This is a genomic window from Bacteroides sp. 41_26 (genome assembly GCF_949740115.1).
GTDB classification, from domain to species: Bacteria; Bacteroidota; Bacteroidia; order Bacteroidales; family Bacteroidaceae; genus Bacteroides; species Bacteroides nordii.
The window spans coordinates 1-19,835 of record NZ_CATJGZ010000109.1; the positions used below are offsets into that span (position 1 = coordinate 1).

The 19,835-nt window shown below is 41.0% G+C and carries 15 protein-coding genes; 3 read left to right on the forward strand and 12 right to left on the reverse strand.

The genetic code is table 11. The features are described 5' to 3' along the window. The first annotated feature begins 371 nt into the window (after window positions 1-371). On the forward strand, window positions 372-2,360 hold the full coding sequence (locus QX565_RS16285; RefSeq protein WP_289293519.1) for a retaining alpha-galactosidase: 1,989 nt from the start codon (window positions 372-374) through the stop codon (window positions 2,358-2,360). A gap of 341 nt (window positions 2,361-2,701) precedes the next feature. Here QX565_RS16285 and QX565_RS16290 read toward each other — a convergent pair whose 3' ends face one another. Further along, window positions 2,702-4,027: a PhoH family protein gene (locus tag QX565_RS16290; protein WP_289293521.1), complete on the reverse strand. Its 1,326-nt coding sequence runs from the start codon at window positions 4,025-4,027 to the stop codon at window positions 2,702-2,704. A 133-nt stretch (window positions 4,028-4,160) separates the two neighbouring features. Between QX565_RS16290 and QX565_RS16295 the strand changes: the two genes are divergently transcribed. Beyond that, window positions 4,161-5,459, forward strand: a complete 1,299-nt coding sequence (locus QX565_RS16295; protein ID WP_221649349.1) for a bifunctional folylpolyglutamate synthase/dihydrofolate synthase — start codon at window positions 4,161-4,163, stop codon at window positions 5,457-5,459. Here QX565_RS16295 and QX565_RS16300 read toward each other — a convergent pair. The 8 genes from QX565_RS16300 to dnaN all read right to left on the reverse strand — a co-directional run bounded on the left by QX565_RS16300 (window position 5,427) and on the right by dnaN (window position 15,046). After that, window positions 5,427-5,801, reverse strand: a complete 375-nt coding sequence (locus QX565_RS16300; protein WP_221649350.1) for a RidA family protein — start codon at window positions 5,799-5,801, stop codon at window positions 5,427-5,429. The genes QX565_RS16295 and QX565_RS16300 overlap by 33 nt on opposite strands. 501 nt (window positions 5,802-6,302) lie before the next feature. Continuing rightward, window positions 6,303-8,006, reverse strand: coding sequence for a serine protease (locus tag QX565_RS16305; protein WP_289293523.1), 1,704 nt, complete (start codon window positions 8,004-8,006; stop codon window positions 6,303-6,305). Between the two features lie 145 nt (window positions 8,007-8,151). Next, window positions 8,152-8,898: a 23S rRNA (guanosine(2251)-2'-O)-methyltransferase RlmB gene (gene rlmB, locus QX565_RS16310; protein ID WP_221649352.1), complete on the reverse strand. Its 747-nt coding sequence runs from the start codon at window positions 8,896-8,898 to the stop codon at window positions 8,152-8,154. A 122-nt stretch (window positions 8,899-9,020) separates the two neighbouring features. Then, window positions 9,021-10,685: a DNA repair protein RecN gene (gene recN / locus QX565_RS16315; protein ID WP_289293525.1), complete on the reverse strand. Its 1,665-nt coding sequence runs from the start codon at window positions 10,683-10,685 to the stop codon at window positions 9,021-9,023. Between the two features lie 126 nt (window positions 10,686-10,811). Next, window positions 10,812-11,720: a type IX secretion system protein PorD gene (gene porD, locus QX565_RS16320; RefSeq protein ID WP_289293527.1), complete on the reverse strand. Its 909-nt coding sequence runs from the start codon at window positions 11,718-11,720 to the stop codon at window positions 10,812-10,814. A 38-nt stretch (window positions 11,721-11,758) separates the two neighbouring features. Further along, the gene (gene coaBC / locus QX565_RS16325; RefSeq protein WP_289293529.1) at window positions 11,759-12,952 is read right to left on the reverse strand and encodes a bifunctional phosphopantothenoylcysteine decarboxylase/phosphopantothenate--cysteine ligase CoaBC; all 1,194 of its coding nucleotides are present in this window, start codon (window positions 12,950-12,952) and stop codon (window positions 11,759-11,761) included. A gap of 65 nt (window positions 12,953-13,017) precedes the next feature. Further along, entirely contained in the window at window positions 13,018-13,803 is a 786-nt protein-coding gene (locus tag QX565_RS16330) for a 3'-5' exonuclease (RefSeq protein ID WP_221649356.1), read from the reverse strand. A 118-nt stretch (window positions 13,804-13,921) separates the two neighbouring features. Continuing rightward, window positions 13,922-15,046, reverse strand: a complete 1,125-nt coding sequence (dnaN, locus tag QX565_RS16335) for a DNA polymerase III subunit beta (RefSeq protein WP_221649357.1) — start codon at window positions 15,044-15,046, stop codon at window positions 13,922-13,924. Between the two features lie 153 nt (window positions 15,047-15,199). Here dnaN and QX565_RS16340 point away from each other — a divergent pair, with 153 nt between their 5' ends. Then, a complete protein-coding gene (locus tag QX565_RS16340) occupies window positions 15,200-15,571 on the forward strand; it encodes a DUF3127 domain-containing protein (RefSeq protein ID WP_221649358.1) in 372 nt (123 codons plus the stop codon). Window positions 15,572-15,917: 346 nt separating this feature from the next. Here QX565_RS16340 and QX565_RS16345 read toward each other — a convergent pair whose 3' ends face one another. The 3 genes from QX565_RS16345 to murB are packed head-to-tail and all read right to left on the reverse strand — an operon-like array spanning window position 15,918 to window position 19,420. Further along, window positions 15,918-17,549 carry a DUF3352 domain-containing protein gene (locus QX565_RS16345; protein ID WP_221649359.1) on the reverse strand — a complete coding sequence of 544 codons (1,632 nt, stop codon included), beginning with the start codon at window positions 17,547-17,549 and terminating at the stop codon, window positions 15,918-15,920. 53 nt (window positions 17,550-17,602) lie between these two features. Beyond that, window positions 17,603-18,370, reverse strand: coding sequence for an MBL fold metallo-hydrolase (locus tag QX565_RS16350; protein ID WP_221649360.1), 768 nt, complete (start codon window positions 18,368-18,370; stop codon window positions 17,603-17,605). A 48-nt stretch (window positions 18,371-18,418) separates the two neighbouring features. Next, complete coding sequence (gene murB, locus QX565_RS16355) at window positions 18,419-19,420, reverse strand: UDP-N-acetylmuramate dehydrogenase (protein ID WP_289293530.1); 1,002 nt, start codon at window positions 19,418-19,420, stop codon at window positions 18,419-18,421. Window positions 19,421-19,835: the final 415 nt, after the last annotated feature.

Here is a 19,835-nt window from a genome sequence, read left to right on the forward strand (position 1 = left end):
GTCACCTGCTTTCCTTGGTTAACTTGTTTTAACTACAAAGATAATATTTCAACCTCTATTTATTATGATGCAAATCTAAAGGATAAACGCAGATTTTCGTAAAGGGAAACAAATCTAAGATAAAGAAATACAGTCTTTTAATCTGTGTTTATCTGTGTTAATCCGCGTTTCATCAGATAAATAATACTCTGTGAAACTCTGTGCTACTCTGTGGTGAGTTTTGCTCATATCTATTCAATTATAAATCAAACCTATCTCAAACTCAGTTTTTTATATTTTTTCATTGTATATTTGTAACAACTTTATATATCACAACACGATTTCATATTAGCGACCTAAATAACCAAGGTCTAATTAAACATTTATATACCATGAGAAAACTAAAAATGACTCTGCTGTGCAGCCTGTTTCTGATAACCACAGTTTATGCACAAAAACAATTTACGTTGACTTCACCCAACGGACGTATCAGTACAACTATTAACATCGGCGAAAAAATCACCTATGACATTACACATGATGGACAGTCTGTCCTGTCCCCCTCCCCTATTTCATTAATGTTAAGTGATGGAGAAGTATGGGGCGACAATGCCAAACTATCCCAAAGTAACAAACGAAGCGTGAATGAAACAATCCTTTCACCATTCTACAAGAAAGATAAAATCCAGGATACATATAACGAATTGAAACTGACATTCAAAAAACAATGGGGATTGGAGTTTCGTGCATACGACGATGGAATAGCTTATCGTTTTATCAATCAACGGAAAAAGCCATTTAATATCCAAAGTGAAGAGGTCAATTACCAGTTTAACGATGATGCTATGGCTACAGTGCCCTATGTAAGGCCCGGAAAAGATGGAGATTATGAGTCTCAGTTTATGAATTCATTTGAGAACGCTTATACCACCGACCGGCTTTCAAAACTAAACAAAGGAAGAATGATGTTTCTGCCGCTGGTAGTCGAAGTAGGGAACGGAAAAAAGATCTGTATCACAGAATCGGATCTGGAAAGCTACCCCGGACTCTATCTGACTAACGCAAACGGCAATAACAGCCTGACCGGCAAGCAAGCTCAATACCCCAAAGTTACCAAACAGGGTGGGCACAACATGCTACAAATGCAAGTACAACAACGCGAACACTATATAGCCAAAGTGAATGGCCCACGGGCATTCCCCTGGCGCATAGCGATCCTCTCTACTACAGATAAAGATTTGGCAAACAGTGACATGACTTACAAGTTAGGAGCGGCCTCACGAGTGGCTGATATCTCATGGATCAAACCCGGTAAAGTAGCATGGGACTGGTGGAATAATTGGAACATTGACGGAGTAGACTTTGTATCCGGAATCAACAATGCAACTTATAAATATTACATAGACTTTGCAGCAGCACATGGTATTGAGTATGTTATTCTGGATGAGGGCTGGGCAGTAAACCTGAAAGCTGACCTGATGCAGGTTGTAAAAGAGATCGACATCAAAGAACTGGTAGATTACGGCGCGAAAAAGAACGTAGGTATCATCCTATGGGCAGGTTTTCACGCATTCAACCGGGATATGGAAAACATCTGTAAACACTATGCCGATATCGGTGTGAAAGGATTCAAGGTAGACTTTATGGATCGTGATGATCAGGAAATGGTAGACTTTAACTACCGTGCCGCTGAAACCTGTGCAAAACACAAACTGATACTCGACCTGCATGGCACATACAAACCTGCCGGAATGAACCGCACATATCCCAATGTTCTGAACTTTGAAGGAGTGCACGGACTGGAACAAATGAAATGGAGCCCTGCTGTAGACCAGATGAAGTATGATGTCATTATTCCTTTCATCCGCCAGGTGGCAGGACCTATGGATTATACGCAAGGTGCCATGCGCAATGCGGCAAAAGGTAACTATTATCCTTGCAATTCAGAACCAATGAGTCAGGGTACAAGATGTCATCAACTGGCCATGTACGTTATACTGGAATCTCCGTTCAATATGCTTTGCGACGCACCAAGCAACTACATGCGCGAACCGGAATCACTGGATTTTATTGCAAACATACCCACCGTATGGGACGAAAGTATCACTCTTGATGGCAAGATCGGCGAATATATAGTAACAGCCCGCAGACACGGTAATACCTGGTATGTCGGTGGAATGACTAATTGGGATGCACGCGACATAGAGGTCGATTTATCATTCTTAAAAGAAAAAGGGAAAACAGTTACCTTGTTTAAAGATGGTATAAACGCACATCGCAGCGGACGGGACTATAAAAAAGAAAACATCAAGTTGAATGATAAAGATAAAGTGAAAATACATCTCGCACCCGGAGGTGGATTTGCAATGAAAATAGAATAAGGGATCAAATAAAAATCTTTGTTAGTGTTATTTTTAACACTTTTGACAAGCCTGTTTTTTATTGCTTAAAAGTACGTACTTTTACAGTATAAGAATACGTATTTAAGACGCTGTTAATATGCATTTTAACAAGGTATTAAATACGTATTTTCATGGAATAAAATAAGTAAGCCGGATCTATACATTCAGATAATCTGCCAACAGCATTTTTCATTTGATCCAAAATAAGGATACTTCTTACAGATACAAGAGAGGCAATTAATTCATTACGAATTAGTTGCCTCTCTTGTATCTGTAAGTGGGGGACATTCAAAAAGTATCCCTATTCTTATTATGAGTCATTACATCAAATTACTTGCCAATTCACTCAACTGGCTACGCTCACCTTTCACCAAATTGACATGGGCAAAGATATTTTGCTCTTTCATACGATCAATCATATAAACTAATCCATTGGATTGACTGTCCAGATAAGGCTGGTCAATTTGCTGGATATCTCCGGTAAACACCATCTTAGTACCTTCGCCCGCACGGGTAATGATCGTTTTTATTTCGTGAGGAGTAAGATTCTGAGCTTCATCAATGATACAATAAGTTTCACTCAGACTACGTCCACGAATAAATGCCAATGCTTCAATAACCAATTGCTCACTTTTCTGCATATCTTCCAGACGTTTCACTTCAGTGGAATTAGCAGCAAACTGGCGTTTGATTACATTCAGATTATCAAATAAAGGCTGCATATAAGGAGCTACCTTCTCTTTTGCATCACCCGGCAAAAAGCCCAGATCTTTATTGGAAAGGGCCACAATAGGACGTGCCAATAAAATCTGCTTATAATCAATCAGATTGCTTAAGGCAGCAGCCAATGCCAAAAGAGTTTTACCAGTACCGGCCTTACCTGTCAAAGCAACCAGTTTCACATTGGGATCATTCAATATTTCAAAAGCAAAACTTTGTTCGGCATTGCGAGGTTCAATTCCATAATTCTTCGTTTTATTGACCCGGCAAACCGTATGGGTAAAAGGATTGTAACGGGCAAGTACACTACTACGATCACTTTTCAATATAAAGCACTCGTTAGGACGAATAATATTTTTAAAATCAAACTCGTTGATATCCAGTCCTTCCCGGGCAGAATAGATCTGATCGATTAGCGTAGGATCAATTCCCTCAAATACTTCATTGGACTTCTCAAAGATATCTACATTCACCACTTTGTCAGTAATGTAATCTTCACAAATCACACCAATAGAACGGGCTTTCATACGTAGATTGACATCTTTAGTCACTAATATAGTCTTCATATTAGTATGCTTGTGCGCCAGATAGTCTGCTACGGCCAGAATCTGATGGTCGGGCTTACGTGAAGGAAAAGAATCACGTACAGCCGGAGAATCGACTTCACCCGTAATAACAAACAAACGTCCCAGTCCCTCTCCTAATGAGGCACCACTCGTAAAAAGATTATCATCTGTAATCAAATCGAGTTCTCTGACAAATTCGCGGGCATTGTAATTAATCTGTTCATTGCCTTTTTTGAACTTATCCAGTTCTTCAATCACTACGATGGGGAGATAAATATCATTCTCTTGGAAATTCTTCAAGCAATTGTAGTCGTGAAGGATAACATTTGTGTCAAGCACAAAATTTTTCTTAGTTCCCATACTCTTCTTAGATTTAAAATGTTGATATTTGCAATCCGTTAAAGCAATCAGTCACTACGATGAAGGATTGTGGCACCTAAGATAAGAAATAAAAGGGCAATAAAGATTTCTTGCCAGTTAAATATTATAAAAGATGGACTATCAGAACACTTTAACGTACTTATATGAGAGTGCACCCATGTTCCAGCAAATAGGAAGCGGAGCATATAAAGAAGGACTGGAAAACACTAAAATATTAGATGAATACTTCGGACATCCTCATCGTGAATACCGCACCATTCATGTAGGAGGAACGAACGGTAAAGGATCCTGTTCCCATACGCTTGCCGCCATTTTGCAAGAAGCAGGTTACCGGGTCGGGCTTTATACTTCTCCCCACCTTGTCGATTTTCGCGAACGTATCCGTATCAACGGAGAGATGATGCCTGAAGAATATGTTATAAACTTCGTAGAAAAACACCGGTCTTTCTTTGAACCGCTCCATCCCTCCTTTTTCGAATTGACTACAGCTATGGCTTTCCGTTACTTTGCCGATGAAAAGGTGGATGTAGCAATCATTGAAGTGGGACTGGGAGGACGACTCGACTGCACCAATATCATTGCTCCGGATCTATGTATCATTACTAATATCAGCTTTGACCATACACAGTTTCTAGGTAATACACTGGCAAAGATTGCAGGAGAAAAGGCGGGAATTATTAAAAAGGAAATCCCGGTAATAATTGGAGAAGCGACAGAAGAAACCCGACCGGTATTTGTTGAAAAAGCGAAAGAGAGGGATGCTCCCATCGTATTTGCAGAAGATAATACACTTGTCTTAAATGCGAACTCCCAAAGCAATATGCTGGTATACGAAACTCAGGAGTATCCCCGTTTGGAAGGAGAACTTGGAGGATGTTATCAGATAAAAAACACCAATACAATACTGCATGCTTTAAAAGAGCTGAAAGCTCTGGGATATCGGATTGAAGAGAAAAGTGTTCGTAATGGGTTTTCTCATGTCAATGAATTGACAGGACTAATGGGGCGATGGCAGAAATTGAGTGATGCTCCCCTGTTAATATGCGACACGGGACACAATATCGGTGGAATTACGTATATCACCCAACAAATAAAATCGATCCCATACCACCATCTGCACATTGTAATAGGTATGGTAAATGACAAAGACATTCGCGGTGTATTAAGTCTGTTGCCTCAGGAAGCGAGTTATTATTTCACAAAAGCAAGTGTAAAACGAGCCTTGCCGGAAGGAGAATTGCAAAGTATAGCCAATGAATTTGACCTGAAAGGTACTACCTACCCAACAGTGGAGAGCGCCGTACGTGCAGCACAAGAAAAAAGCCTCCCCAAAGACTTTATCTTTGTAGGAGGCAGTAGTTTTATTGTTGCAGATTTATTAGCGAGCCGCAATGCACTCAATCTCAACTAAGGCATCTTTCGGCAAAGCTTTCACTGCCACAGCAGAACGGGCCGGGAAGTCTCCGTTGAAATAAGTTGCATATACGCCATTCATACCGGCAAACAAAGACATATCCTGCAGAAATACAGTCGTTTTGACAATGTCCGCCATTGTCAGTCCGGCTGTTTCCAGGATGTGCTTAATATTTTCTAAAGACTGGCGAGCCTGTGCCTCCACTCCTTCCGGCATTACTCCGGTAGCAGCATCGATAGGCAGTTGTCCTGATACAAACACCATACCATTGGCTTCAATAGCCTGACTGTAGGGTCCGATCGCTCCCGGAGCCTTTTCACTACAAATTACTTTTTTCATTCTATTCTCTATTTTATTATTAATGATGTACAATGTGTCAATTAACACACACAGTTAACCTGCCAACCGGTGTATTCAGCTCATTAACACGTTATTTTACGCTTCGAAGATAGTAAAAAAAAGATTCTGATAAAAATTCTAAGAAAAAAAGCAGAAGCCAATGCAGTATTCTGCATACCTCCGCATTTACTATATAGTTATACAAGAGAAAATACAAGACTAACTTTAAGGAACTAAAACCTGAGCTTGACTAAGTAAGGAGATGAGAGAGAGTGTTTTTATGGAAATCTCCAAAAAGAAGCCCCTATCCAACTGCGTGGACAGGGGCTTCACCATTTCTGTGAAGTTTTTTAGTAAGTTTTTGAGTTGGTAAGTTGATGAGTTTTTAAGTTGATGAGCTTTTAAGTTGATGAGCTTTTAATACATCCTTTCTATACATATAGTATCATATGAGGATTTACTATGAGAACTCAAAAACTTACCAACTTACCAACTCAAAACCTATTTACAGTGTTTCTTTATCAATTCATCCACATTGGCATCACCCAGTTCCTTTGCCTTGGCAAAGTTGGCACAAGCCTCTTCTTGCTTTTTCAATTGTATCAGGCAGATTCCTTTCAAACGATAAGCTTCAGCATATTTAGGCTCAATTGCTAATACCTCATCCAACACTTTCAGCGCTTCCTCATAACGTCCCACACGTAAATTTATTACTGCCTGTTCAGCACGATAAGTCAGCTCTTTCGGATTGAGTTCAATAGCTTTAGCAATATCATCCAGAGCACGCTGATACTGACGGGCTTTAAATTCCGCCTGCTCACGGTAATAATAGAATACATCATTCACTTGTCCATTTACTGCTTTGAAATAAGTGTCATAATCAAGCATTGCCGAACGATATTCTCCTGCATTCATATTCATCTGGGCGCGCTCCAGCACGTAAGGAGCATTATCTGCGGAAACCGGTTGTGGACAGTGCGCTACGCAACTATCCATCACAGCAAGTACTGCCTTCGGATCGGCATTCATTAATTCCATCGTTTTAGCAGCACTGAAGAAGGTAGCAGGTGAAGCAAGATTGGTACGATTCACTTTTTCGTAGCTAACCAATGCTGCCGGATAGTCTTGCTTTGCAAACTGAATATCTCCTTCCAATTGTACATAAACAGACAAAGAATCAATAGCCAATGCTTTATGAACATACTCTAAAGCCTTGTCATACGTCCAATCTTTATAGACTTTCTCAGGTTTGCCAAGTTGGTAACTATAAATCTGTTTTGCCATATTATAGTACACATCATCTTTCTTCTGTGCTACTTTTAAGGCTTGTTCCATATCGGCCGCTGCTTTATCAAACGCAGCATCATCCTTTGCATTAAAAACAGTTGTTGAAGCCCGGCGAAGATATCCATCCGGACTGTTCGGAAACTGCTTCACAAAATCATCCAATAAAGACATATATACTTCGGGAGTAGATTGTGAAGAAGCCATATATAAATACACGAGTGCCTGTTCTTCTGTTTCAGGTAATCCTTTTTTGATACCAATATTCCGCAAAGTAAGATCACCGAGAGACAGTGCACTAATGCTTTGAGACATGGCAAAAGCGGCTCCGGCAGCATAACAGATGCTGGTAGTATCCTTGCCGGATGACTTCTGTGCAAGCCCGAACACCTGACCATCCGTTGTAGCCACAGGACAGCTCACCATCTTGTCTTTCAAACGCATATCAAGCGTATAATAATTATAATTCTCTCCTACCTTAGTCACCTTTTGTACTTTTCCCGGTGTACACGTACGATCTTTCTGAGTAGAATACGGTAGCAGATACACCTCTGCCCCTACAGCAGGAGCTGTAGTAGCTATTACCAGCGCAGGAACTTTCTTCTCAGTGATAGCCACGCGAAACTTGATAACATCATACATATCATCTGCTCCGAGAATAGCATTTACCGGCATCTGTTTTCCTTCAAAGTTAATAATAACGGCACGTTCCGCTCCTTTGAAAAGAGAATAATCCGACAGGGCTATACCATCTTCAGTAACGAAGAAGCCATTTCCGGTATTGAGTATTTTATCGTTCTTGTCGTAAGTCACTACAGAGAATACAGCACGCTTAGCTTTTTCTACCCACTTAGGGGCTTGTGCCATGCTCCATTGTACCGACATACAAATAAGTATTAAAGGTAACAGAATCTTTTTCATAAATTAAAAATTAAAAAGTTAGTAGTTAGTAGCTGGCAGTTAGAAGTTAGTAGTTAGAAGCTGGTAGCTGGAATCCATTCGGTTTAAAAGTTATCACGCTGCATAGATTCTGACTACTGACTACTAAATTCTAACTACTCAAAGTTTAAAGGTCACTGTGACGTTGTTTCACAGCCTCATATATCAAAATGCCGGCAGCCACAGATACATTAAGTGATTCAATACTACCCAGCATCGGAATCTTCACCCATTCGTCACATAGTGCAAGATTCTCATAAGATACTCCTTTGTCTTCGGCCCCCATAATAATACATGTCGGAGTAGTATAATCGGCTTTCGTATAGTCATAATCTCCTTTCTCGGTGGCAGCCACAATATGAAAGCCACTATCTTTGAGGAACTGTAAAGTACTCTTCAAACTTTGTTCACGGCAAACAGGTAGAGTATGCAAAGCTCCCGCAGAAGTTTTCACAGCATCTGCATTTACCGTCACACTACCCCGGGCCGGAATGATAACGGCATCCACCGCAGCACACTCACAAGTACGGGCTATAGCACCAAAATTACGGACATCCGTCATACCATCCAGCATTACGAAGAACGGATTCTTACCCTGTTCAAACAAAAAAGGTACAAGATCTTCCGTCTTCTGATAAGTCACAGAAGAGATAAATGCTACTACTCCCTGATGATTCTTACGGGTAATGCGGTTGATACGCTCTACCGGAACACGCTGCACCGGAATAAGCATACCTTTCAAGGCTGCAAACAACTCTTTTGACAAATCACTCTGGATATCTTTCTTTACCAGAATTTTATCAATCTCTTTACCTGCTTGTATAGCCTCTATTACGGCACGAACACCGAAAATCATTTCACTTTGATCAATCATCTTATTTATTTACTATTTAACTATGTACAATTTACTATAAAAAAATACTCTCTATTTGCGATTCTTCCATTTCTACATTTACTCTTCCTGCCTTACGCAGCTAGATCGTAAATAGTAAATCATCAAATCGTAAATCCTAATAACGCTTTTGCATTACTCAACGCTGCCTCCGTCAAAGTAGCACCGCTCAGCATATGTGCTATTTCTTCCACCCGTTCTTCATCAGTAAGACGACGAATGTGGCTATTTGTTTCAGTATCACTATCACGCTTATACACCTTATAATGTGCACATCCACGGGAAGCGATCTGCGGCAAATGGGTGATACTTATCACTTGTCTTTCCTGCTCTCCCATCTCCTGCATAATGTCTGCCATGCGATCAGCAATCTCACCGGAAACACCGGTATCTATTTCGTCAAACACAATGGTAGGGAGTTTTACCGCTCCAGCTATCATTGCCTTAACAGATAACATGACGCGAGCGATCTCACCACCGGAAGCTACAGACGAGATGTTTTGCAATGCACTGTTCTTATTGGCAGAGAAAAGAAAGCTAACTGTATCCTCCCCCTGCAATCCGGGTTCTTTGCGTACCCCCATCTCTACCTGAAACCGCACATTAGGCATACCTAGCGGCACTAACCTGGAAGCCATCTGCTTCTCTACTTCACGGGCAGCAGTAACACGAGCCTTCGTAAGAACCCCGGCTTGTTTTTTCACATTATTATATTGGATATCTCTTTCGGCTGTCAGAGCAGCAATACGATCGTCAAACGAAGTGATAGCCGACAATTTCTCTTTATATCCCTCCGTCAATCCTATTAACTCCTCAACAGTCTGCACACGATGCTTTTGCTGCAAAGAATAGATCAGATTCAAACGGTCGTTAACTTCATCCAGACGAGTGGGATTAAATTCTATATTTTCACTCTGGGTACTAATTTCATCTACTATGTCTTTCAGCTCAATGAAACTACTATGCATACGTTCTGCAAGTTCCGTTGCAGGTGAATACACCTTTTGTAAGGCAGAAAGAGAACCAGAACTTTCTTTTAATGCAGCCAATAAACCACCCTCATCGGAAGTAAAAACCTGTTCAATACGGTATAGCCCTGCTTTTATTTCTTCAGCATGGCTCAATGTTTCCGACTCCTGTTCCAGCTCTTCTTGCTCACCTTCGACAAGATGTGCCTCTTCAAGCTGTTCAAGCTGAAAACGAATATAGTCTTCATCCTCTTTACTTTGTCCGGCCAACGAAATCAACTCGTCAAGTTCTTTATCCAAACGCTTCCAGTCTGTATAAAGCCGATGATAAGTGTTCAACGCATCATCATTGTGTGCCAAAATATCAAGTACGTTGAGCTGGAAACCTTCCTTATTCAATAATAAGTTCTGGTGCTGGGAATGCACATCAATCAGCTGTTCACCCAATTCTTTCATTTGTGTCAACGAAGCCGGGGTATCGTTAATGAAAGCCCGGCTCTTGCCCGACGCTTGCACTTCACGACGAAGAATACATTCATCTTCATACTCAAGTTCATTCTCTTCAAAAAAAGGTTTCATACCATAGGAAGAAATATCAAAACGAGCTTCTATAATACATTTAGATGCCCCCTGACGGATCGCTTTCACATCAGCCCGCTGCCCTAACAGCAAACCAATAGCCCCCAATATAATTGACTTCCCGGCACCGGTTTCACCCGTGATGACAGAAAATCCTGTATCGAAGTGGATATCCAACTTCTCTATTAAGGCATAATTCTGAATATACAGTGAACGTAGCATATATAATAACGTGCTAATATGCCAATTAGTCAATGTGCCAATTGGCTGTGCACATAATTTTATTAATTATTTAATTATTTAAATCTCTCTATTCTTTAAGTCTCTTTTCATTGGCACACAGGCACATTATTTTGATTTGATCTTGTCCCATACGCTATTTTGCGAAGGATTAATATTTGAAAGAATCTGATATACCTGTTCTCGTTCATTCTGAGCTGCAGGTGATTTTCCACCATAAATATTGACCAGTTCGTCTTTCTTTATTTCCGTAAATATCACAGGCAATGAAGACATAGGTTTAGTATCACGCGCCTGTTTCAATCCGGCAAGTGAAGCAGTAATAGCCGCACGCGCACGGGTGGCATTGGTTACCATTTCATCCATTCCTTTTCGATGATACTCATACATCATCTGACGAAGCGGACTCATACCCTCATCCAGATAGTCGGAAACAATAGCATAGCGGTTACGACTATCATCAAAAGCCTTCCAACCTTTTTCATTCAAAGTTTGTGCAGCAGTCACTACATTCTCAGCTGCACGAAAAAGCTCTGTTCCACCTTTTGGTGACATCGTATCCATATCCAGACCAATCATCAGATAGGCATAATAGGCAATAACAGCAGTGAGATTATTATCTATCAGATTATCACGTAACTCCAACGGATCAAACTCACGATAATTAAACTCTACATTATTATCCTTGAAAGTAAACACGGTAGACTGATAACCAGACTGATAAACCGGACGGGTGGATTGCACTATAAGTTCACACGTCCATCGACCTTCATTCTCATTATATCCTTTCACAGTAAGATTCATGGAACAACGAATACGCTCATTAATCTCGTACTGTGCTTGTGTCCAGTGGCGCTCATTGATAAATTCGGTCAGTGCGGTTTCAAGTGTTTTGAATACCTGCACATTCGTTCCCTGCACCTGAGCATGGTTGACAGTCACTTTACAATCAAGTTCCTGGGCCGAAAGAAACAGAGGAAATAACCATACCGCAAAAGCACTCAATATCTTCCACATTACATCACACCTTATGTTCCATATCCCCCCAATCCGCTTCATTGCAATTCCTCCACCAAACGGTTAATTATATCTTGTGCAACCTCCGGCTTCGACTTCAGCGGATAATCCGTATGTCCTTGCCGATCAATGATGCTGATCTTATTTGTATCATAACGAAATCCTGCTCCGGAATCGTTCAAAGAATTAAGTACGATAAAATCAAAATTCTTCCGTTCCAGCTTACTCTGGGCATTGTGCTGCTCATCATTCGTTTCGAGTGCAAAGCCTACCAATTTCTGCTTTGCTGTTTTAATCCGTCCCAGCGTAGCAGCAATATCCTGTGTAGGCTTAAGACGAAGCGTCAGATCGTCGTTCTCCCGCTTTATTTTATAGCCGGCTGTCGTTTCCGGTGTAAAATCTGCCACAGCAGCGCAAAGAATACCAGCATCAGCCTGCTGAAAATATAATTGTGCCTGATTGGCCATCTCAGCAGCACTTTCCACATCAATACGATGAATACGCGGATGGGATGTCTGTAAACACACTGGGCCAGTAACCAACATCACTTCTGCACCTCGACCGGCACACTCTTCGGCAAGTGCAAACCCCATCTTTCCGGAAGAATAATTACCAATAAATCGTACCGGATCTATCTTTTCGTATGTAGGACCGGCAGTAATCAATATCTTTTTTCCTGTCAGATCACCACTGGCCGAAAAATAAGCATTAAGAACACGAATAATATTTTCGGGCTCTTCCATACGTCCTTTCCCCACAAGATGGCTCGCCAAAAATCCCGTACCAGGTTCTATGATATGATTGCCATACGAACGTAAAATGTCCAGATTCTTTTGAGTGGAAGGATGAGCATACATATCGAGATCCATTGCCGGTGCTACAAAAACAGGTGCTTTGGCAGACAGATAAGTAGTAATCAGCATATTGTCGGCAATGCCGTTTGCCATCTTACCGATAGTAGCAGCAGTGGCGGGAGCTATCAGCATAGCATCTGCCCAAAGGCCAAGATCCACATGACTATTCCATGTACCATCCCGCTGTGCAAAAAACTCACTAATAACAGGCTTGCTGGTTAACGCCGACAGTGTGATAGGAGTAATAAATTCCTTCCCTGCAGGAGTAATAACTACCTGCACTTCAGCACCCAGCTTTATAAGTCCCCGAATAATATAACAGGCTTTGTAAGCAGCAATACTACCAGTGATCCCAAGAATTATTTTTTTACCTTTCAATTTTGTGATTTTTAATTTATGAATTATGATTTATCGGCTATACTATGTGTCACACCCAACATAAATCATAATTTATAATTCATATTACTCATTTCTCTCAGCCTGATTTTTGTCAACATCGCTTTGGTATTGAGTGTAAAGTCACTATTCAGAATCCAACTGTAATATCCCGGATCTTTCTTCAAAACTTCTATCACGGACTGACCTTTATACTTACCGAAATTAAATACTTCTACCCCATTATCATCATATACCATACGCCCAGCAAAATCTACATTCTTATTGAAGCTGGAGTAATCTGCCAGAAATGCAATATCATTCTGCAACTCTTCTGAATAGCGGTCAAGCTGTGCTTTCAATACCTCATAGGTAGCACGGGTATCGGCTTCGGCAGTGTGTGCATCTTCCAAGCTTTTCTCACAATAAAACTTATAAGCAGCAGAAAGTGTACGCTGCTCCATCTTATGGAAAATGACCTGAACGTCTACAAATTTACGTTTACTAATGTCTATATCCACTCCTGCTCGCAAAAATTCTTCTACCAGCACAGGTACATCAAAACGGTTAGAGTTGAATCCTGCCAGATCACAACCTTCAATATCATTGGCTATATTTTTTGCTACTTCCTTAAAAGTAGGGCAATCTGCCACATCTGCATCAAAAATCCCATGCACGGCAGAAGAAGCTTCAGGAATATGCATTTCCGGGTTGATACGCATGGTTTTAGTCTCTTCATTTCCATTTGGATGTACCTTGAGGTAACAGATTTCTACGATCCGGTCTGTATTGATGTTTGTACCTGTCGTTTCAAGATCGAAAAAAACGATAGGATTCTTAAGGTTTAATTTCATATTCTGTTTAAAGTCTTTATCTGTAAAAAAATAAAAGTTGAAAATTGAGAGTTGAAAGTCAGCTGCGCTATCATACTGCATAGCAACTTTCAACTCTCAACTTCAACTTTCAACTGAATCAATCGTTCAGCATCATCGGCATGAGTAACATCAACAGGTCTTCATTCTCTTCCTGCTCCACAGGAACAACCACACCGGCACGCGATGGATCTGCCAATTCAACTATGACTTCTTCTGCCGAAATATTATTGAGAATATCAATCAAGAACGTTGATTTAAAACCAATACTCATCGGAGCGCCAGCATATTGACATACCTGAGTTTCTTCTGCAGAAGTAGAGAAATCGATATCCTGTGCGGAAATTACTATTTCGTTCTCCTGGATACGGAGTTTTATCAAACTGCTGGCCTGCGACGAGAAGATTGACACACGACGCAAAGCTCCTATCAGTTGCTGACGGTCTACAGTCACCTTATGCGGGTTATTCTGCGGAATTACTGAGTTATAGTTAGGGTAACGGCCTTCAATAAGACGACATACCATACGATAGTTTTCAAGTGTGAAAACAGCATTGCGTTCGTCAAACTCAATCACTACCATGCCATTTTCTTTCGGCAGCAGATTCTTGAGCAAAGTAGCCGGCTTCTTTGGCAAAATAAAGGCAGCACGCTCATTGCCACGGGCAGCAAGTGTTTTACAACGTACCAATTTGTGCCCATCCGAAGCTACCATTGTAATATCTTCAGTAGTGATATCAAAATAAATACCATTCATCACAGGCCGCAATTCGTCATCTGCAGTAGCAAATACACTGCGATTAATACCACCCAGCAGTATATCTGCACTCATCTCCACCCTAACAGCACTTTCACCCAACGTGGCAGACTGAGGAAATTCATCGGCATTCTGCCCCATAAGGCTATATTTTCCGTTCTGATACTGCACAGTAATTTCAAGAGTTTCGGTATTTACATCGAACGTTAACGGCTGTTCGGGTATCTCCTTTAAAGCATCGAGCAATGTTTTGTTAGCCACTGCAAAGCGACCATTCATATCACTTTCATTGACCTCGACAGAGGTTACCATCGTCGTTTCACTATCAGAAACGGTCACAGACAACGTTCCGTCTTCCAGTTCGAAGAGGAAACAATCCAAAATAGGCAGCGCATTTTTTGAGTTTATCACACGGCTAATAGCCTGTAAATGGCTGAAAAGCGCAGTACTAGAAACGATAAATTTCATATATTTCCGAATGTTTAATTTTTAATTTTATCAATGCACAAAGTTACAAAAAAAGATTGGGGTGCACCAACAAAACGAAAGAAAAAACACCGGGTTGTGCTTTAGATATTCCTAAAAAATTGTAACTTCGCCGCAGAATTTAAATTTATCGCAATGGAATTTACAGGAAAAATTATCGCTATACTCCAGCCCAGAGGCGGAGTTTCTAAGACTGGGAACGAATGGAAATCGCAGGAATATGTTATTGAAAACCACGACCAGTACCCACGTAAAATGTGTTTTGACGTATTTGGTGCTGACAAAATAGAACAATTCAATATCCAGATGGGCGAAGAGCTCACCGTATCCTTTGACGTCGATGCACGTCAATGGCAAGATCGTTGGTTCAACAGTATCCGTGCATGGAAAGTGGAACGCGTAGCAGCAGGTGCACCCATGGCTCCGGGCGCTCCGGTTCCTCCTCCAGCCCCGACAGCAGCACCCGAGTTTATCGCTGGTGACGCAAAGGATGACCTGCCATTCTAAGAAAAAAAAATTATCAGAGAGTTCTTTTTGTATTATCCCTGGTAAACCCTTACTTTCCTCGGGAGTAAATCCCGCTTTTCTCCCGAGGAAAATTAAGCATTCCCGTACACTTCTCTTGAGTGAGTTCTATGCTCTATATCTTTACGCGTGTTATTGCACAAGCACGTTATTAAGACCATACACAACTGATTATTAAAAAAAAGCGACATTAAACTTTAGGATTATTTCTGAGTCATTCTTGATTTTTTTGAACGAAATTCAGAAAGCACCCGGAAATCAGAAGCTTTTAACACAATAATTATCCAGCTAAACGAAGCTTAAAAAGCGCATCTTTATCCCGAAAAAATCAATAGTTCTCACTCCCTTTATATTGCAAAACTACGTTCGGATAAATCTGCCCATCCATACTCGTAAATTGGGCAGAAAGAACAAAATGACGGAAAAAGTCAGGGTTACGGAAGAAAAAACCTGGAACAAGCCTGACATAACTTTCAGGCTGAGCAAACATATTGCCCAAGTCGGCAACAAGCATAAAATTATACACATCAGATAAGCCTGATACACTTTCCTGATACGCAGGCAATTCTTCCAACACTTCTTTTTTATCCAAATGCCCAATGTAACAAGAGAGGCTCTCAGAATCAGGAGCTAACAACAACCGACCATCGTACAAACATGCATAAACATACAATGAAGATTGCGTCACACCAGTCAGTTGTGCAAACAACGTATTACGCGGCAGCACATAGAGGGTATATGCCCGATTAGAAGTATAACAAAAAGTCATAGGAGGTACAGAAGGCGCATCTTCCTCCTTTGGGGTATTCTCTATCAGCGATTTCAACATTCGTTCAGCCTGCACCACATCATCAACAGGCAAACTTGCCACGGCAGCCGGAAAAGTAACAGTATCATTACGGTGAAAAAGACAAGTCATTATATCATGTTTACCATTCTCTTTGAGATAAGACAATAACGCCTCATCACGTGCACTGATATAATCCGAATAAGTAGCTGTAGCATACTCCTGACCACTTGTAAAATCGAACATCGCCTGCAAATCACTTACCGAACGCTGACTGAAAAAGAATGTGGACACCGGAAGAATATCCCCAGGAAAACCCTCCAGCGGTTGTTGCTGACGCAACATGTTCATAAACGTCAGACATGTATCCGTATCATGGCTGATACCCGAGAAATAAATAGCATCTCCATTGAGCTTCATATCAAACTCTGTCCAGCCGCCAAGGTCCGTATGCGAGCGAATACCATCAGTCATTTTACCCATATCCAGCGACTCCATGCGAGCATAAATCGTGGCAGCCACATTACTTTTTTTAGCCGCATGTATCTTAGAAAAAGAATCATCTCTAAGTAACGACTTACCTGACAAACGTGCATCAATCACCTGTTCTATCAATTTCTTCTGATAACTGACAGCTAAAAAACCGGAAGTAACATAACAAGCCAGAAAATCATCGTCCGGCAAAGGATAGATACGTATCTCCTCTCCTTTATAATCAAACAATTTGGAAGGAAATGTACTCGAACAATATTTTTTGATGAATTTTTCCACCAATTCATAATCCCCCGAACCAAGAGCACAATAGAGTACCTGATTACGATCGTTATCCGGCTCATGAAAACTAAGCAACATTTTACTCATCTGCCTGCTCAGCCCATGGGGAGTATCCTCGAGAAGCGTATAAAGATGCAGTTTAAGATAAGAGAAAATTTTAGAAATATACAAATAATTATTATCCCGACTACAGTTCAGTTCATTAATTTCCTGTACCAGGGTACACATGTCATCTGTCTCAAAAACAACTGTTGCCGTAGGCGGTACAAGTGTATAAAGTTCAAAGTCCTCCTTATTTTCTGCTGCCGACAACTTGAAAAATGAGAACACAACAAAACCTGTACACAAAAGCGCAACAGAAGTGGTAATTGCTATTTTGACGAAGGTACGAAGTTTCATAATATTGCTTCTTTTACCGACTGCAGGCAAAAATAAGGATTTCCGTTAAAGAATCAAAACTTTTGCGAAAATATTTCTGTTCCGTCCGATGCAAAGTGCACATGGGGAGGCAGTTGTTTTTCAACTTCCGCCTGAAGCCCTATGTGATGGCTCATATGAATGAAATAAGTTTCTTTAGCTCCAATCCTCCGCGCAGTGTCAAGGGCTTCTGCCAGGTTCTGATGCGTTGGATGAGGAGCAATCCGCAGCGCATTTACCACCAGAACATCAAGCTGGCGTAATTGTTCATAAGATACATCAGGCATTGTCAGCATATCAGTAATATACCCTATATTCCCAATGCGATACCCCAGAATAGGAAGCCTGCCGTGCATTACACGCAAAGGGGTTACCGGGATATGATTAATCAAAAAAGTACGATTTTCTTCAATCTCCTGCAACGGAATATTGGGAACTCCGGGATAACTATGATCCACAAAACAGTAAGGCATACGGGTACGCAGACGTTCCGCCGTATGTGGCTCAGCATAAATAGGTACTTCACCAAAACGGCAAAAAGGCCGCAAATCATCCAAACCACCTACATGATCGTAATGTTCGTGAGTGATAAGTACTCCATCTATCTTCTTAAAGGGAAGTCCGAGCACCTGAGTCCGGAAATCCGGGCCACAATCAATAAGTATACGCGTATCGTCTGTTTCAATAAGAGCAGAAGCACGCAGTCGGTGATCACGAGGATCAGAAGAAGTGCAGACAGGACAAGTACAACCTATCTCAGGCACTCCTGTAGAAGTACCGCTTCCTAATATTGTTATCTTCATGAGTTATAATTTATGATTGATGAATTATGAGCTGCATAGCATAATTCATTAAACAAAGTTTACTTCCGGATGAATGTCAATCCCGAACTTTTCGCGTACGGAAGCCCGTACCGCATCTGAAAGCGCAATAATGTCACTACCTTTTGCACCGCCACAATTCACTAACACCAATGCTTGTTTATCATGTACAGCAGCCGGTCCTAATGCTTTTCCCTTCCAGCCGCACTGGTCTATCATCCATCCGGCAGGAATTTTCACCCTTCCGTCTGCCAATTCATAGAATGGCATACGCGGATATTCCTGTTGCAAAGCTTCAAATTGCTTTCGGGGAACAATAGGATTCATAAAGAAGCTACCGGCATTACCCATTACTTTCGGATCGGGCAATTTACTCTTACGAATATCGATAATCACACGGCGTACTATTGGCAATGTCACCGCCGGATACTTCTCCAACTCCTGACGAATTGTGCCATAGTCCAATGTATAATACTCTTGTTTACTCAGACAGAAACATACATGAGTAACGAAAACATCTTTCATTTCCGCACGCTTAAAGATACTATCACGATAAGCATACTGGCATTCATCTACGCTATAAACACGCTGCTCCCCTTCTATGTTCATTGTTACCACAGCCGTAATCAGGTCTTTTACCTCTACACCATAAGCCCCGATATTCTGCACAGCACTTGCCCCCACTTCACCGGGAATCAATGAAAGATTTTCGGCTCCATACCATCCCCTGGCAACACATTCGGCAACAAAATCATCCCACTGTACACCGGCACCTACCCGTACCCGTACTTCCTGCTCATTCTCATCGAGAATTTCCAGTCCATCAATGAGGGAATGAAGAATTGTACCCGGATAATCTTTGGTAAAAAGCAAATTACTTCCACCACCAATATGTAAATAGGGTTTAACAATCAGCCCCTGAAGTATCAGTTCACGGAGTTCATCCACAGAAGAATATTCCAATAAACAGGCGGCTTTCACATCAATGCCAAATGTATTGTGAGATAAAAGAGAGCAATTTTTTTGTTTCATAATTTAACCAATTATTCAATATAATAAAAGAATATACCGACTATATTCCTCTTATCTGTTGTGCCGCAAAATTAATGAAATTATTCTTTCTTTTGCCTTGATACAAAAGAAAGACAGAATAACCACACAAAATATTAAGTTCAAAACTGATGGAAAGGGACTAAATAGCTTTTTTTCTTAAAAAGGAACACTCCTTTTCCCGGTGCGCAGTCTTGTTTTAGATGTACATGTAAAGCTGCATGAGATGTGCATGTCGTACTGTCCCACATGCACATGTCGTACCGCTTTACATGTACATCTAAAACAACGTTACACACCGAGGCTTCATACGTTGCTCCACGAGAAGGGGCTTTATCAATACCGGAGAAAGGGATGGATAGTTATGGCAGACAACATTTAGCATAAACGGATCAGA